Origin of the sequence: Kribbella ginsengisoli, assembly GCF_039537185.1 — a bacterium.
Classification (GTDB): domain Bacteria; phylum Actinomycetota; class Actinomycetes; order Propionibacteriales; family Kribbellaceae; genus Kribbella; species Kribbella koreensis.
The window spans coordinates 1-15,614 of the sequence record NZ_BAABAA010000031.1; the positions used below are offsets into that span (position 1 = coordinate 1).

Annotated in this window: 15 protein-coding genes; 8 read left to right on the forward strand and 7 right to left on the reverse strand. The window is 67.6% G+C overall.

Features of this window, described 5'->3' with window-relative positions; genetic code table 11:
* From ABD768_RS42620 to ABD768_RS42630, 3 genes are all read left to right on the forward strand, one after another.
* The coding region (locus tag ABD768_RS42620) for a cytochrome c oxidase subunit I (protein WP_344850645.1) at positions 1-645 on the forward strand (645 nt) is incomplete at its 5' end.
* Positions 642-1,037 carry a cytochrome c oxidase subunit 4 gene (locus tag ABD768_RS42625; RefSeq protein ID WP_343980806.1) on the forward strand — a complete coding sequence of 132 codons (396 nt, stop codon included), beginning with the start codon at positions 642-644 and terminating at the stop codon, positions 1,035-1,037. The genes ABD768_RS42620 and ABD768_RS42625, both read left to right, overlap by 4 nt.
* A 157-nt stretch (positions 1,038-1,194) precedes the next feature.
* Entirely contained in the window at positions 1,195-2,448 is a 1,254-nt protein-coding gene (locus tag ABD768_RS42630; RefSeq protein WP_344850646.1) for a L,D-transpeptidase, read from the forward strand.
* A 335-nt stretch (positions 2,449-2,783) separates the two neighbouring features.
* Here ABD768_RS42630 and ABD768_RS42635 read toward each other — a convergent pair whose 3' ends face one another.
* Positions 2,784-3,326 (reverse strand): hypothetical protein, encoded by a 543-nt coding sequence (locus ABD768_RS42635; RefSeq protein WP_344850648.1) that lies wholly within the window; start codon positions 3,324-3,326, stop codon positions 2,784-2,786.
* A gap of 163 nt (positions 3,327-3,489) precedes the next feature.
* Entirely contained in the window at positions 3,490-4,221 is a 732-nt protein-coding gene (locus tag ABD768_RS42640; RefSeq protein WP_344850650.1) for an RBBP9/YdeN family alpha/beta hydrolase, read from the reverse strand.
* A 29-nt stretch (positions 4,222-4,250) separates the two neighbouring features.
* On the opposite strand from ABD768_RS42640, the gene ABD768_RS42645 reads away from it, so the two are divergent.
* The gene (locus ABD768_RS42645; protein WP_344850652.1) at positions 4,251-4,655 is read left to right on the forward strand and encodes a MerR family transcriptional regulator; all 405 of its coding nucleotides are present in this window, start codon (positions 4,251-4,253) and stop codon (positions 4,653-4,655) included.
* 711 nt (positions 4,656-5,366) lie between these two features.
* Here ABD768_RS42645 and qcrB read toward each other — a convergent pair.
* Genes qcrB through ctaE form a run of 4 tightly spaced genes read right to left on the reverse strand, consistent with a single transcriptional unit; the run spans position 5,367 to position 9,677 of the window.
* A complete protein-coding gene (qcrB, locus tag ABD768_RS42650; RefSeq protein WP_344850654.1) occupies positions 5,367-7,049 on the reverse strand; it encodes a cytochrome bc1 complex cytochrome b subunit in 1,683 nt (560 codons plus the stop codon).
* Positions 7,046-8,074, reverse strand: a complete 1,029-nt coding sequence (gene qcrA, locus ABD768_RS42655; RefSeq protein ID WP_343981516.1) for a cytochrome bc1 complex Rieske iron-sulfur subunit — start codon at positions 8,072-8,074, stop codon at positions 7,046-7,048. Before qcrA ends, qcrB begins: the two co-directional genes overlap by 4 nt.
* A 26-nt stretch (positions 8,075-8,100) precedes the next feature.
* The gene (qcrC, locus tag ABD768_RS42660) at positions 8,101-8,967 is read right to left on the reverse strand and encodes a cytochrome bc1 complex diheme cytochrome c subunit (RefSeq protein ID WP_343980790.1); all 867 of its coding nucleotides are present in this window, start codon (positions 8,965-8,967) and stop codon (positions 8,101-8,103) included.
* Positions 8,964-9,677, reverse strand: coding sequence for an aa3-type cytochrome oxidase subunit III (gene ctaE, locus ABD768_RS42665; protein WP_486327396.1), 714 nt, complete (start codon positions 9,675-9,677; stop codon positions 8,964-8,966). Before ctaE ends, qcrC begins: the two co-directional genes overlap by 4 nt.
* Positions 9,678-9,708: 31 nt before the next feature.
* Here ctaE and ABD768_RS42670 point away from each other — a divergent pair, with 31 nt between their 5' ends.
* The 3 genes from ABD768_RS42670 to trpD are packed head-to-tail and all read left to right on the forward strand — an operon-like array spanning position 9,709 to position 12,197.
* On the forward strand, positions 9,709-10,626 hold the full coding sequence (locus ABD768_RS42670; protein WP_343980785.1) for a cytochrome c oxidase assembly protein: 918 nt from the start codon (positions 9,709-9,711) through the stop codon (positions 10,624-10,626).
* Positions 10,627-10,684: 58 nt separating this feature from the next.
* Positions 10,685-11,101, forward strand: a complete 417-nt coding sequence (locus ABD768_RS42675) for an Rv3143 family two-component system response regulator (protein ID WP_343980782.1) — start codon at positions 10,685-10,687, stop codon at positions 11,099-11,101.
* Positions 11,102-11,111: 10 nt separating this feature from the next.
* Positions 11,112-12,197, forward strand: a complete 1,086-nt coding sequence (gene trpD, locus ABD768_RS42680; RefSeq protein ID WP_343980779.1) for an anthranilate phosphoribosyltransferase — start codon at positions 11,112-11,114, stop codon at positions 12,195-12,197.
* Positions 12,198-12,264: 67 nt separating this feature from the next.
* Here the strand turns inward: trpD and ABD768_RS42685 are convergent, their stop codons facing one another.
* Complete coding sequence (locus tag ABD768_RS42685) at positions 12,265-13,068, reverse strand: hypothetical protein (RefSeq protein ID WP_344850657.1); 804 nt, start codon at positions 13,066-13,068, stop codon at positions 12,265-12,267.
* Positions 13,069-14,649: 1,581 nt separating this feature from the next.
* Between ABD768_RS42685 and ABD768_RS42690 the strand changes: the two genes are divergently transcribed.
* Positions 14,650-14,847, forward strand: a complete 198-nt coding sequence (locus ABD768_RS42690; RefSeq protein WP_344850659.1) for a hypothetical protein — start codon at positions 14,650-14,652, stop codon at positions 14,845-14,847.
* Positions 14,848-15,614 lie beyond the last annotated feature (767 nt).

Below are 15,614 nucleotides of genomic sequence, written 5' to 3' on the forward strand. Positions count from 1 at the left end.
GCCTCGCCCGCGCTGGACTACCAGCTGTCCGACTCGTACTTCGTGGTCGCGCACTTCCACTACGTCGTCTTCGGCACCGTCGTGTTCGCGATGTTCGCGGGCTTCTACTTCTGGTGGCCCAAGATGACCGGCCGGATGCTCGACGAGAAGCTCGGCAAGCTGCACTTCTGGCTGCTGTTCATCGGCTTCCACACGACCTTCCTGGTGCAGCACTGGCTGGGTGTCGAGGGCATGCCGCGGCGCTACGCGTCGTACGGGGCGAACGAGGGCTTCACCACGCTGAACGAGGTCTCCAGCGTCGGCGCCTTCATCCTCGGCCTGTCGATGCTGCCGTTCTTCTACAACGTCTACAAGTCGCGCAAGTCGCCGCTGGTCGGCGTCGACGACCCGTGGGGCTGGGGCCGCTCGCTGGAGTGGGCGACCAGTTCCCCGCCGCCGCGGCACAACTTCGTCAGCCTGCCCCGGATCCGGTCCGAGAGCCCCGCCTTCGACCTCCACCACCCGGAGATCGCCATGGCGGAGTACCCGGACAGCGGCGCTCCGCGGGACAACCTGCTGGACGCCGGTGAGGACCAGGGCCGGGTCGAGAACCTGGAACGCAACATCGCGGCCGGCAACGGCGCGGACGGAGAGGGTAAGGCATGAAGGCGGAGGCCTGGGTCTTCGGCATCCTGACGGTGTTCGTCCTGATCGTGACGCCGATCTACTGGATCATGTCCGAGGACCCCACCGGCACCACCGCGCTGGTGATGACGTTCTTCCTGTCCCTGCTGGTCGCGTTCTACCTGACCATCACCGGCCGCCGGATGGATGCCCGGCCGGAGGACCGCAAGGAAGCCGAGATCGTCGAGGGAGCCGGTGAGCTGGGCTTCTTCCCGCCGTACTCCTGGTGGCCGCTGTGGTGCGCCGGCACGGTCTCGGTGATCGTGCTCGGGCTGGTCTTCGGCTGGTGGCTGTTCATCGTCGGCGCCGGCATCGGCATCGTCACGCTGAGTGGCTGGGTCTTCGAGTACTACCGCGGTGACCACGCTCACTAATCGATCGGATCGTCAACTTTTCCGGCTTGCCGGACGTCACCAGTACAGCGGGCCGTGGGGGCTCCGCCGTACTGGTGACGTATGCAGTGCGTGGCTATGACCGTTCGGCGAGCTAGGCTTCGCGTGGCGGCTGAACGTTATCTCAGGGGAGCTCAGGGTGTTGAGTAGTACCGTCCGTAAGCACGGTCTTGCCGTAGCGGGGATCTGCGCGATGCTGCTGGCCGGCACCGCTTGCAGCGACACCAAGGCGGGCGATCCGGCACCGTCAGCGGGGAACACACAGGGCAGCACGAACCCCTCCGGCGGCCCGTCGACGCCTGGCTCGAGCAGCACGCCGTCGGGCGACCCGGCCGCGGCGAACGTCCAGATCGTCCCGGCCAAGGGCGCCACCGCGGTCAAGCCCGACCAGGCGGTCACGGTGACCAGTACCGGCGGTGAGCTGTCCGACATCACGCTGAAGGACGACGACGGCAACAAGATCGACGGTTCGCTGAACGCGGACAAGTCCGTGTGGACCGCTGAGCCCGGGCTCAAGCCGGGGGCGAAGTACACGCTGTCCGGCACCGCGAAGGGCACCGACGGCGGGACGGTCCCGATCAGCTCGACCTTCAAGACGCTGAGCCCGGCCGGCGGCAAGCTGAAGGCCTCGGTCGCCCCGCTCGACGGCGAGACCGTCGGTGTCGCGATGCCGGTGCAGATCTACTGGAACAACCCGGTCAAGGACAAGGCCGCGGTCGAGAAGCGCCTGAAGGTGACCACGTCGGTCCCGGTCGACGGCACCTGGTCGTGGCAGAACAGCAAGCAGGTCAACTACCGCCCGAAGACGTACTGGCCGGCCGGCACCAAGGTCACGGTCGATATCAAGACCCAGGGCGTGAACGCCGGCGGCAACATCTGGGGCAACGCGAACCGCAAGATCAGCTTCACCATCGGCAAGTCGGTCGTCACCACCGTCAACGTCAAGAAGCACACGATGACGGTCGCGATCAACGGCAAACTGGCCCGGACGATCCCGATCACCGCGGGCAAGGACGGCTTCACCACCCGCAGCGGCGTCAAGGTCATCATGGAGAAGTTCAAGACCAAGCGGATGGACGCCGCCACCATCGGCATCAAGCCCGGCGACCCGAACTACTACAACATCAGCAACGTCCAGTGGGCCCAGCGGGTGACCAGCTCCGGCGAGTTCATCCACGGCGCCCCCTGGTCCGGCGGCGCCCAGGGCAGCGAGAACGTCAGCCACGGCTGCGTCGGCATGAGCCTCAAAGACGCCCAGTGGTACTTCGGCCAAACCCTCCGCGGTGACCCGGTGGTAGTCACCGGCACCACCCGCCACATGGAAAAGGGCAACGGCTGGACCGACTGGAACGAAACCTGGGCCCAGTACAAAGCAGGCTCAGCCCTAGCCTGACTCTCCTGACAGCAGCCGACCGGTACTTCCGGCCGGCTGCTGTTCTGCGTCGCACAGCATCCCCCACGCCAGCGCCTACGCTCGCTCCTACGTCGCTCCCTACGGCCGTCAGCTCCCACCCACCCGTGCTGAAAGCCACTCCTCCGTCGCGCGACCACCTGGGTCGCCTCGCAGATCCCTCAACCTGCTCCTACTGCCGGGGAACGGCGGACCCGCGTCGTCCATCCCGCCCCACCCGTCAAATGCCCCACGCCAACGCTCCGCTCGCTCGTCCGCGGCCACCCCAGCGCCAGCTGCCAACACCCATGGGCGCTTCTAGCGCGCGCAGATTCGGCTCAGCGAATTTGCCTGGACGGAAATGCTGCCAGCGCTGTCCAATCGTCGAGGGCCGTTGTCAGAAGCTGCTTCAAGGCGGTCTTGGATTGTTCCAGCGCGAGATCGATGAAGCATTGACACCGGCTGAGATCGTCATCGTTCAGAACGCACAACAAGATGCCGGTGATCTGCACCCCTCGAGCGATGGCCGTCAGCTTGCCCTCAGCGGGCAGGGGTATCCGAAGAGCCAGTTCGCGGGCGAATCGTTGCTCGAGGCGGCTCCGTCCGAGCATCGAGGCGAGCCAGCTGGCAAATGAACCGATGAGGTCGTGGAGCTTCGTCTTACCGTCAAGGATCGCCTTTGCAAGATCAGCCAGTCCACGGCAGCGCCGTCGTCTGCCCCGGAGAAGGGCGTGGAACGTTGTCGATGTCGCGTAGGTACTTGCTCGGTCGGCGACTGCCTCTTTCCAACCATCAACAAGGACATCGCTGCAAGCCTGGACGGCGCTGTCGACCCGTTGGCGCTGCCGAGCCGTGAGCCTGTCCGGCGTATGTGGCCGCATGCCGCCGCTCTCTCTTCGCCGCCGCCTCGGCGGCCGTCGAGGACCCTTGCTGCGGTAGGCCCCCGACTTTGCGCGTGCGGTACGGCGGGTGGACTTCGATCGGGTGCCTTTGGCAGGGCTCCGACTACGAGCAGAGACAGCGGGTTGGCCTTGATGGGCCCTCTCATGACAGCGGGAGCCAACCGATTTGACGACATTCCGGCATGGGCTGCCGTCCTTCGTCGCGGCTCCACACCTCGCCTTGGGCATAGGCAGATTGTGATGCGGCTGCGACGTGCTGGCAATACTCTGTGTAGTCGTCGCCCTGCCGAGAGTCATAAGCGATGGGGCGCGGGAGAACATCGCGGAGGGCTTGGGGGAGGGTGGTGAAGCCGTCGGTGGTGAGGAAGTGGCCGGCGGCGGGGATGACGGTTGAGGTGGTTCCTAGGAGGGCGGCTAGGCGGTCTGTGTGAGCTGGGGGGACGTACGGGTCGGCGTCTGAGCGGATGATCGTCAGCTGGTCGACGTTGGGGGTGATCGCTTCCAGGGGGCAGCCGTCGGCTATGTAGGCGTCGAGTTCTGGGAAGACGGGGAGTGGGTCTACGAAGCCGGCGACCAAGATGAGGGTGCCTAGCCGCCAAGGGGTGGGGAGTGAGGCCAGGTGGCGGAGGACGGTTAGGCAGCCGAGGCTGTGGGCGATGACTAGTGAGTGCTCGTCCGGGGTGCCTACGGCGGTACGGACTATTGCTGACCAGTGGGTGGGGTCTGGGTGCAGGGGGTTCGGGAGGCGCGGGACGGTGGTGGGGATTCCGTGGGACTCGAGTTGTTGGGCCAGCCAGCCGAACCAGTGGTCTTCGGGGGTTGCTCCGTAGCCGTGGATGATTGTGGCGCGCTGGTGGGTTGTTGCTGGTGTCATGGTGCTGGACGGTATGGGTTCACGTCAGCGTGAAGGTCAAGTCGGCGACGGGGGAGGCGGCAGTGCTGATCGGTGAGTTGGCTGAGGTGAGCGGGGTGAGCGCGCGGGCGCTCAGGCACTACGAGGAGCAGGAGCTGCTGGTACCGGAGCGTGACAGCAACGGGTACCGGAACTATGCCGAAGCCGACGTCATCAGGGTGGCTCAGATCAAGGCGATGATCGCCGCTGGGCTGGGGACTGCCATCATCCGGCAGTACCTCGAGTGTGCTCGTACCGGCGAGCATGGGACGACGCTGGAGCTTTGCCCTCGGCTGCGGGCTGAGCTGGACTCCCTGGCTGAGCGGCTCGATGCCAGGGAGGCCGAGCTTCGCGACACCCGGCGACGGCTGAGTGGTCTTGCGGCGCGGAGTTCGGAGTTGTCGACGGCTGGCTGAGCTCAGCTGGTGCAGAAGACGGCGGTGAGGAGCTGGGGAGGGCTTTGCTGAATTCGGTGACCACGTCGATGGCTGCGTCGCCGGTGGTCACCGAGGCGGTCATCGTGCGGGCGCCGTCGGCTGAGCTGTACATGAGGACCCCGCAGCCGCCAGGCGGGCTGCCGTTGTGTTGATAAAGGGTGCATGTCGCCGGCGCCGGCCGGGTACTACGGTGCCGCGGAGGCCGAGAGGGCGCAGGATGCGGCGGTGGAGCTCATCGGCGTACGGGTGGCCGGTGACCTTCTCGATCAGGAGTAGGGCGACCGTGTAGTTGGTGTTGGCGTAGAGCGCTGGTCATGCACCCGCAACTGGATCCCGCTGAACCCAGCATCCACAACCGCCTGAGCCGCCGCCTGCAACTCCGGTCGCTCCAAGCCGGCAGTGGACCCTCTCAGCCCGGCAGAAGCGGCCGTAGGCCCGCCAGAGGCCGCTGGTACCGCCCAGCGGCCCCAGCGGCCCCCTGGAGCCCCGGGAGCCGTCAACCCGCCCAGCGACGCCCCTACCAGCCCCGCGCCGCCCACTCGTCGAAGGAACCTGCCCCGGAACGCCCTGCCCAGTCTGCTCATGCCGCCCATGACGTCCACCGGCCCTGACGCCACCTGACACCGCCCTCGGAAACGCCGAAGGCCCCGGCGTGGTCGCCGGGGCCTTCGGTACTGCGACTGCTGGTGACTAGTGGTGCGAGACCTCGCGGGAGGTGCCCTCGTCGAGCTCCACCGTGCCGGTGGCGCCGTCTACTGCCTCGTGCTCGTCGTGGTGACCGTGCGCGTGGGCTTCCTCGATCTCGGCGGCCGTCGGCTTCTGGACCGCGTCGGCGAAGTAGAACTTCGACAGCCGGGCCCGGACCTTGTTCAGCGCCCGCTTCGGAGCCCGTACGCCGTTGTCGTCCGTCTCCGGGCCGATGTCCAGCGGAAGCAGCCGCTCGCGGGCGGTGAGCTCGTACGCCTCGTAGTTCGAGATCGGGGTGTGCTTCTCGTAGTACTCGCCCTCGGGTGTCCGGACGATGATGCCGGACTCGAGGCCGTGCAGGATCCGGTCGTTGTCGGCGCGCTGCAGGGAGATCGCGATCCGCCGGGTGGCCCAGAACGCGAGCACCGGGCCGAGGAAGACCGCGAACCGCAGGAACCAGGTCACGTTGTTCAGCGAGACCCCGAAGTGGGTGGCGATCAGGTCGTTGCCACCGCCGATCCAGAGCAGACCGTAGAACGTGATGAACGCGGCGCCGATCCCGGTCCGGGTCGGCATGTTGCGCGGCCGGTCCAGCAGGTGGTGTTCGCGCTTGTCGCCGGTGATCCAGCCTTCGATGAACGGATACAGGGCGACCAGGGTGACGAACGCCGGCGGGATGATGAGCGCCGGTATCAGCAGGTTCCAGCTGAGCGTGATACCCCAGAAATGACTCTCAAAGCCTGGCATCAGGCGCACGGAGCCCTCCAGCCAGCCCATGTACCAGTCGGGCTGGGAGCCTGCGGTCACCTCGGCCGGGTTGTACGGACCGTACAGCCAGACCGGGTTGATCTGCAGCAGCGCGCCCATCAGGGCGGTGATGCCGAAGACGACGAAGAAGAAGCCACCGGCCTTGGCCATGTAGACCGGCATCAGCGGGTAGCCGACGACGTTCTTCTCGGTCCGGCCGGGACCCGGGTACTGCGTGTGCTTGTGGTACACGACCAGGAACAGGTGCGCGGTCACCAGGGCGAGGATCAGGCCCGGGATCAGCAGCACGTGCACGGTGAAGAACCGGGAGACGAACTCGTCGCCGGGGAACTCGCCGCCGAAGATGAAGAAGGTCAGGTACGAACCGACGATCGGCGACGCCTGGATCATGCCCTGGGTGATCCGCAGACCGGTACCGGACAGCAGGTCGTCGGGGAGGCCGTAGCCGATGAAGCCCTCGATGATGCCGAGGAACAGCATCCCGAAGCCGATCACCCAGTTCAGCTCACGCGGCTTGCGGAACGCGCCGGTGAAGAAGATGCGGAGCAGGTGGACCATCATCGAGGCGACGAACAGCACGGCCGCCCAGTGGTGGATCTGCCGCATCAGCAGACCGCCGCGGATGTCGAACGAGATGTCCAGGGTGGAGGCGTAGGCCTCCGACATGTGCAGGCCCTTGAGCAGGCTGTACGAGCCCTGGTAGGTGACGTCGGCCATCGACGGCTTGAACCAGAAGGTCAGGAAGACACCGGTCAGCAGCAAGATGATGAAGCTGTAGAGCGCGATCTCGCCGAGCATGAAGGACCAGTGGTCGGGGAAGACCTTGCGCAGGTTCTTCTTGCCGATCTTCCCGATGCCCAGCCGGTCGTCGACCCACTTGACCGGAGGCGGAAAGTCTTTGTCAGACACGGTTGTCACCCTCGTTCCCAGAAGCTCGCGCCGACCGGCTCGTTGAAGCCGCTCTGCGCGACGAGATAGCCCTCTGAATCCACGGCCAATGGTAGCTGCGGCAGCGGGCGGGCGGCGGGGCCGAAGACGACCTTGGCGCCGTCGGCCAGGTCGAACGTCGACTGGTGGCACGGGCAGAGCACGTGGTGCGTGGTCTGCTCGTACAGCGAGATCGGGCAGCCCACGTGGGTGCAGATCTTGGAGTAGCACAGGATGCCGTCGATGCCCCAGTTCTCCCGGCCGGCCGGCGTCCGGATCTCCTCCGGCTTGATCCGGACCACGATCACGGCGGCCTTGGCCTTCTCGTTCTGGTACGTGACCGCGCTCTCCTCCTCGATCGGAGCGAGGTTGGCCGGCGCCGCGTTGACCAGCTGGCCGACGATCAGGTCGGACGGCTTGATCGGGCGCAGCGTGACGTCGTTGACGACCCGGATGCCCTTGGCCCAGATGGTCGTGTAGAGGCTACGGCCGGGCAGCGGGCCCAGGTCGCGGAGGAACACGATGGCCGGCAGCCCGAGCAGACCCATCGAGGCGAGCAGCGACCGGCGGATCAGCTTGCGCCGGGTGAAGCCCGACTCGGCCACGCCGACCTGGAACGCGTCCATGATCTCGGTCTTCTGCTGCGGCGTGGAGTGCGCGTCGTGCCGGTCCTCGGCGATCTCGGTGTCGACCATCAGCTTCTTGGCCCACTGGATCGCGCCGGCGCCGATCAGGAACAGCCCGATCCCGACGCACAGCCCCAGGGTGAGGTTGTTCGCGTTGCCCGACAGCGGCCCGAACTCGACGATCGAGTCGCGCGGGATCGCGAAGTACGCGACGCAGGAACCCAGGAAGAGCAGTCCGGCCAGGCCGAACATCGTCGAGACCTGACGCTCGACCCGGTCGGCTGCCTTCGGGTCGACGTCGGTGATGCGCAGTTCGTGCGGCTCGATACCCGGGTCCGGGATCGGCTCTGCCAGGACGACCTGGCTGTCATGGCCGTGCTCCCCGCTCACCGCGGGGAGGTTCGACTTCTCGTCGCTCACTCTGCCTTCACTCCCTTGGCCTTGACGCCCTTGGCGCCGATCCAGACCGCCACGCCGACCAGCAGGCCGATACCGACCAGCCAGCCCCACAGACCCTCGGAGACCGGGCCGAGCCGGCCGAGACCGAAGCCACCCGGGTCCTTCTGCTCCTGCAGCGCCTTCAGGTACGCGATCACGTCACGCTTGTCGTCCGGCTGCAGCACCTGGTCGGAGAAGACCGGCATCTGCTGCGGGCCGGTCAGCATGGCCTCGTAGATGTGCTTGGGGTCGACGTTCATCAGCGACGGGGCGTAGCGGCCGTTCGGCAGCGCGCCACCCTTGCCGGCGAAGTTGTGGCACGCCGTGCAGTTGGTCCGGAACAGCTCGCCACCACGGGTGACCTGCTCGTCGGTGACCTTGCTGATGTCGTACGACTCCTCGGCCGGTACCGCCGGGCCGGGGGCGAGGCTGGCGACGTACGCCGCGAGCGCCTCGATCTCGGCCGGGGTGTACGCCGGGGTCTTGCGCGGGATCTGCGCGCCGGGCTGCATCGCGGGCATCCGGCCGGTACCGACCTGGAAGTCGACCGCGGCCGCGCCGACACCGATCAGCGAGGGTCCGGCGAACTTGCCCTCACCGTTGCCACCGCCTTCGGCGTTCAGTCCGTGGCAGCTCGCACAGCCGACCGCGAAGAGCTTCTTGCCCTCTTCGATCTGCTGGGTCTGGGCCGAGGTGTCCGCCGTCGCGTTGTCAGGGGCGAACGCGGCGTACGCGGAGCCCACCGCCAGGAGGCCGAACAGGAGCACGACGAGGCCGGCTGACCGGTGCCGTCGTCGCGCGGAGAGGAAGCGCGCCGGTGACAAGGAAAGTCTCTTCTCACTCATTTGAGCAGGTAGATGGTCGCGAACAGGGCGATCCAGACCACGTCGACGAAGTGCCAGTAGTACGACACGACGATCGCCGAGACGGCCTGTTCGTGGGTGAACTTACGAGCCATGTACGTCCTGGCGAGGACGAACACGAAAGCGATGAGACCGCCGGTCACGTGCAGGCCGTGGAACCCGGTGGTCAGGTAGAAGACCGATCCGTACGGCGACGACGAGATCGTCACGCCCTCGTGGACCAGCTTCGCGTACTCCGTCACCTGGCCGGCGATGAACACCGCGCCCATCAGGTAGGTGAGGATGAACCACTCGCGCATGCCCCAGGCGCGCACGTTGGCGACCGAGCCGGTCCGGCCGACCTTGCCGTGCTCGGCGGCGAACACGCCCAGCTGGCAGGTCACCGACGACAGCACCAGGATCGTCGTGTTCACGGCCGCGAACGGGACGTTCAGCATCGCGGTGGAGGTGTCCCACAGCGATGCCACCCCCTGTGCCGCGGCAGCGGTCGTCACCGACCGGATCGTGAAGTACGCCGCGAACAGGGCGGCGAAGAACATCAGTTCGCTCGAGAGCCAGACGATCGTGCCGACACTGACCATGCTGGGACGGTCGTGGTGTCCGTGTTCACGAGACGCTGGGAGCGCGGTTGCAGTGGCCACGGCGTCATTATGTCGGTCGAGGTATCCGACAGCACGCCCACCCCCATGCATGTCGCCCAGTAACTCTTCTTACTGTTGACAGGTGCTTCCTCTTCATGCCGGACCCGGCGACCGGATCGAGCCGTTCAGCGCGGTCAGGCTGCTGACCGCCTGGACCTTCGAGCCGGTGCTACTCAGCGTGATCGTGGTCGTCGGCGCTCTTTACCTGTACGGCGTCCACCGGCTCAAGGCCCGCGGCGACAAGTGGTCGAAGGGCCGCACTTTCTCCTTCGTCGGCCTCGGTCTGGGCAGCGCGGTGATCGCCACCCAGTCGGCCCTGGGCACGTACGACACGGTGCTGATCAGCGTGCACATGGCTCAGCACATGATCCTGTCGATGCTCACCCCGCTGGCGATGGCGCTCGGCGCGCCGGTGACGCTTGCCCTGCGCACCCTTCCGCAGCGGCCCCGCGGATGGTTGCTCTCCGTATTGCATTCCCATGTCGCCAAGGTGCTCTGCTTCCCCCTGGTGGGCTTCGTGCTGTTCGTCCTGAGCCCCTGGGCGCTCTACTTCAGCGGCTGGTACGACGCGACGCTGCGGTCGACCGGCCTGCACGACCTCCTGCACGTCCACTTCATCGTTGTCGGTTCGTTGTTCTTCTGGCCGCTGCTGGGCCTCGATCCGGTGCCCGGCCGGGTGATCTACCCGTTCCGGCTGCTGCTGACGTTCCTGACGCTGCCGTTCCACGCGTTCCTGGGGATCACGATCATGTCCGCGAACAAACTGATCGCGGAGGACTGGTACACGAGCTTCGGCCGCTCCTGGCCGCCGTCGCCGCTGCGTGACCAGTACATCGCGGGCGGTCTGCTCTGGGGCTCGGGCGACATCGTCGGGCTGGTCTTCTTCGGGGTGCTGTTCGTCCAGTGGGTGCGCCAGTCGCAGCGTGAGGCCAAGCGTGAGGACCGCCGGCTGGACCGGTTGGAGGAGCAGGCGCGCAGAGCCGACCAGGCTCCCCGGTAGCATTCGCGGTGTTGGATATGGGTCCGTTGGTTACAGACAAACAGCTTGGGATGAATCGATGAGTTCAGAGCGTCCGCTGAAGGTGCTGGTCTACAGCGACGACCGCAGCACCCGGGAGTCCGTCCGGCTGTCCCTGGGCAAGCGGCCCGCCGCTGATCTGCCCGAGCTCGAGTACTTCGAGTGCGCGACCGAGCCGGCCGTGATCAAGCTGATGGACAAGGGCGGCATCGACCTCGCCATCCTCGACGGCGAGTCGGTTCCGGCCGGTGGGATGGGGATCGCCCGTCAGCTCAAGGACGAGATCTTCCAGTGCCCGCCGATCCTGGTGCTGATCGGCCGCCCGCAGGACGCGTGGCTGGCCACCTGGTCGCGTGCGGAGGCCGCTGTCTCGCACCCGATCGACCCGGTCCGGCTGGCCGAGGCGACCGCGGGGCTCCTCCGCGAGCGGGTCGCCAAGCTGCCCGCGACCACCTGATCCCGGCGCCGTGTCCGCCCCACAGGATTCACCCGCCGGTACTACGCCTGGCGGGCGTGCGCTGACCTGGTCGCAGGTGCTCAACCCGTTGCTGCGGCACGAGGACCTCGACGCCTCCGCGACCGCTTGGGCGATGGAGCAGATCCTGTCCGGGTCGGCCTCACCCGCTCAGCTGGCCGGGTTCGTGATCGCGTTGCGCTCCAAGGGCGAGACGGTGTCCGAGGTCGAGGGCATGGTCGCCACGATGCGCGAGTTCGCCACGCGCATCGACGTACCGGGACGGACGCTCGATGTCGTCGGTACCGGTGGTGATCAAGCACACACTGTGAACATCTCCACGATGTCGGCGATCGTCGCGGCCGGTGCAGGGGCGAAGATCCTGAAGCACGGCAACCGGGCGGCGTCGTCGGCTTGCGGGTCGGCGGATGTGCTCGAGGAGCTGGGGATTCCGCTTGATCTGACTGCCGCGCAGGTTGAGGCGGTGGGGGAGCGGGCCGGCATCACGTTCTGCTTCGCTCCGGCTTTCCACCCGGCGCTGCGGCATGCGTCGGTACCGCGTCGTGAGCTCGGGGTGCCGACGACGTTCAACATCCTCGGGCCGTTGGCCAACCCGGGCAATCCGTCGGCGCAGGCTGTTGGCGTCGGAGATGGGCGGGTTGCTGGGTTGATGGCCGGGGTGCTGGCGCGGCGGGGGATCGATGCGTTGGTCTTTCATGGCGACGACGGGCTTGATGAGCTGACTACGCGGACGACGTCGCAGGTTTGGACGGTCGGGCGTGGGGTTGTCGAGGGGCCGGAGACATTGGATCCGCGGGAGCTCGGGATCGCGCCGGCGCCGATCGAGGCGTTGCGGGGTGCGGATGCGACGTACAACGCGAAGGTTGCGCGGGCTTTGTTCGACGGCGAGACGGGGCCGGTGCGGGACGTCGTACTGCTGAACGCCGGCGCGGCGTTGGCGGCGCATGAGGGAAGTACCGGGCCGTTGGTGGCGCGGATCCGCTCGGGGATGGACCGGGCGGCCGAGGCGATCGACTCCGGCGAGGCGAAGAACGTGCTGGACCGTTGGGTCGACGCCTGCGCTTCCGTTCGCTCGTAGTTCTTGTACTGAAAGAGCCCGCCGTCCCCGTTGTCGTTGGGGGCGGCGGGCTCTTCTTCCGGGCTTGTCAGCCGCCGATCTTGATCTCCTGCACCTTGGCGCGCCAGACCGGGATCCAGGTCGGGGTGCTGCCGGCGATGTCGGCGATCACGAAGTCGGCGGTCCCGTCGCCGCGGTCGATGACGGCGGCCATGATGTTGGAGTAGGTCTCCTGCAGCTTCGGCACCTTCACCTCCACCTTGATGGTCAGCTCGTGGCCGGGATGCCCGTCGACCGTGATCGGCGTGTGCGTCGCCTTGCCGATCAGCTTCACGTTCGGGTCGTACAGCTTCACGATCGCCGCACTGGTCGCCTGGACGGTCGCTTCCTTCAGCCCTGCGGGCGTGTTGGTGAACTTGATCTTCGGGTTGAGCCCGCCGAAGGCGACATAGTTGCCCCACCGTGCGTTCTTGCCGTCGTACTTGTCGTGCACGGTGAACCAGGTCGCCGCGCCACCGAGCAGCCCGACGCTCTCCCCACTGCCGTTGTCCTCCCAGGCCGGGCCCATCAACGGCATGGTGTCCTTGTTGAAGGCAACGATGTTGGACCCGAGCACCCGCCCTTCCGGCGGAGGCGGCGTCGTCGGAATCGCCGACGGACTGACCGTCGGCAATGGCTCCTTCTTTGCTGACGGCAACGAAACCGGCGTCACCGCATCGGCCTTGTCCCAGATCCAGTTGACGCTGACCCCGGTCACCACCAACGCCCCGACAACCAGCCCCACAACCCCGATCAACCGCCCGTTCCGCCCACCACCACCCCCACCGCGGCGGCCGGCCTCAACAATCCCGTACCCCTCATCCCCTTCAACCCACTCATCCCCAGCCGCCACCGACCCACTTGCACCCGGCAAGCGAGGCCCAACAGGACCCCCACCCGCCCCAAGGGTGTGCGCCTGCGAACTGCCCGCAACCGACCCACTAACCTCCATCGGCGGACCGCCGAACTGCTGCTCCTGCCCGCCGCCCATAGCCTGCGCCTGCCAACCACCCCGACCGTCCGACGCCTGCCCACCCTGCGCCCCGTAGCGACCAGGCTGCCCACCAACCGCCGACTGCCCACCCACACCGCCCGGCTGAACACCCCAACCATCCGACCCCGCCTGCACAGCCGAGCCAACAGGCCCACCCGCCCCGTACTGCCCCCGCGAACCCGAACCGTCTTGCGCCTGAGGCCCCGGCCCATACGGCTGCTGCCGCCCCGGCCCGTATTGCGCCTGCGGCCCCGGACCGTACGGCTCCTGCGAACCCGCAGCGTATTGCGCCTGCGGCTCCGGACCGTCTTGCGCTTGCGGCCCCGGAGCGTACGGCTGCTGCGGGCCTACTGGTCCGCGCTGACCGCCAGGCCCCTGTGGACCCGTCTGCCTGAAAGCACCAGGCTGTCCACCTGTACCGGGCCGACCTGCCTGCGTTGGCTGGCCGGGCACCCCATACGGCCCAGGCTGACTCGGTGCCCCATACGAAATCGCCTGACCCTGAAAGCCCTCTGGCCTCCCCGAACCCGGCTGCCCCTGCAAACCAACCGCCCCACCCTGCCCCGCCGGCCCACCCGCTCCCGGCCGCCCATCCTGCTGCCTCTGCGCCTGCACCTGACCGGCTTCGCCCGGCTGACCTGACGGACGCCCCCACCAGCCGCCATCCTGCGCCTGCCCACCCGCCTGACCTGCACCCGGCTGCGACGAACCCGCCTGCCACATACCCGCCTGACCCGCACCGGCCTGCCCTACACCCGACCGAATCGAACCACCCTGCGCCGCACCCGGCTGAGGCGGACCGGACTGCGCTGTACCCGGCTGAGCTGCACCGGCTTGACCTGTACCCGCCCAGGGCGAACCCGACTGCGCTGCACCCGACTGAGGCGGACCGGAGTGCGCTGTACTCGGCTGAGCTGGACCGGCTTGACCTGTACCTGCCTGAAGCGCGCCTGCTTGGGCGCCACCGACGTCCGGCTGGCCGACTTGCGAGCCAGCGGCCTGCGAGGCGCCGCCGACCGAAGGCGTACCACCCTGGGAACCACCGACCTGCCACGGAGCTATCTGCTGCCCCTGAAGCGAGTGCTGCAGAGCTGTCTGCTGCCCCGGGATCGGGTGCTGTGGAGTTGTCTGCTGCCCCGGGATCGGGTGCTCCGTGTGCGATGGAGCAGTCTGCTGCGCCGGAAGCGGGTGCTGCGGCTGCTGCGGAGTTGTCTGCTGGTCCGGGGTCGGGTGTTCTGCTTGCGGCGGAGCCGTCTGCTGTGTGGGGAGCTGGTGCTGCGCCGGCACCTGCCCCGCCTGCTGTGCTGGGAACGTGTGCTGCGCCTGCACCGGCGTCGATGGCGGGCCTGCGAGAGGGTGCGGCGCTTGCAGAGGAGCCGTCTGCTCTCCTGCCGGCGTCTGCACCGAGGCCGCTGGCTGGCCTGGGCGTAGGTGCTGCGCTTGCGGCGGAGCCGTCTGCTGTCCTGGGAGCGGCTGCTGCGCCTGCGCCGGAGTGGTCTGCTGAGTGGGAAGGGAGTGCTGCGTTGGCGGGGGAGCCGCCTGCTGCTGACCGGTACCCGCGGGCCGCGCAGCTGTAGTACCGGTCTGCGCAGCCGTAGTACCGACCGGCGCAGCCGTAGTACCGGTCGGTGCCTGTAGCTGTGGCTGGGCTGGCGGTGTTGCCGGTGCGCGGTGTGGTTGTGGGGGTGGTGGTGCGGGGGCACGCGACTGACCCAGCAACGGATCCGCCGCCTCCAGCCCGTCCGACCCACCGGACGTCAACCCGTCCGACCCACCGGACGTCAACCCGTCCGACCCACCGGACGTCAGCCCGTCCGACCCACCGGACGTCAGCCCGTCCGACCCACCGGACGTCAACCCGTCCCATCCACCTGACCTCAACCGGTCCGACCCATCGGACGTCAACGCGTTCGATCCGCCGGACGTCAGCCGGTCCGATTCACCTGACCTCAACCGGTCCGATCCGCCGGACGTCAACCGGTCCGATCCGCCGGACGTCAACGCGTTCGATCCGCCGGACGTCAGCCGGTCCGATTCACCTGACCTCAACCGGTCCGATCCGCCGGACGTCAACGCGTTCGATCCGCCGGACGTCAGCCGGTCCGATCCGCCGGACGTCAACGCGTTCGATCCGCCGGACGTCAGCCGGTCCGATCCACTGGACCTCAACCCATCCGATCCACTGGACGTCAGCCTGTCCGACCCGCCAGATGGCAGGCCGTCTGACTCGGCGGGCGACGGTATGTCCGACCTGGTGGGTGATATGGCTGGGTCGGTGGAGGGGGTGGCGGGTTGCCATCAAAGGCACCCCCATCCTCGGCGGCTTCGACGACAAGACCCACGCCGACGGCTACCTGCCACCGAACGCCCCGGTCCTGAACCTCAACGGCCTCGCGATCCTCGGC

Excerpts from the sequence above, each read along its gene's own strand:
- ABD768_RS42625 (WP_343980806.1), top strand. The coding sequence starts at position 642 with ATGAAGGCGGAGGCCTGGGTCTTCGGCATCCTGACGGTGTTCGTCCTG.
- ABD768_RS42635 (WP_344850648.1), bottom strand. The coding sequence starts at position 3,326 with ATGCGGCCACATACGCCGGACAGGCTCACGGCTCGGCAGCGCCAACGG.
- ABD768_RS42640 (WP_344850650.1), bottom strand. The coding sequence starts at position 4,221 with ATGACACCAGCAACAACCCACCAGCGCGCCACAATCATCCACGGCTAC.
- qcrC (WP_343980790.1), bottom strand. The coding sequence starts at position 8,967 with ATGAGTGAGAAGAGACTTTCCTTGTCACCGGCGCGCTTCCTCTCCGCG.
- ctaE (WP_486327396.1), bottom strand. The coding sequence starts at position 9,677 with ATGCATGGGGGTGGGCGTGCTGTCGGATACCTCGACCGACATAATGAC.
- ABD768_RS42675 (WP_343980782.1), top strand. The coding sequence starts at position 10,685 with ATGAGTTCAGAGCGTCCGCTGAAGGTGCTGGTCTACAGCGACGACCGC.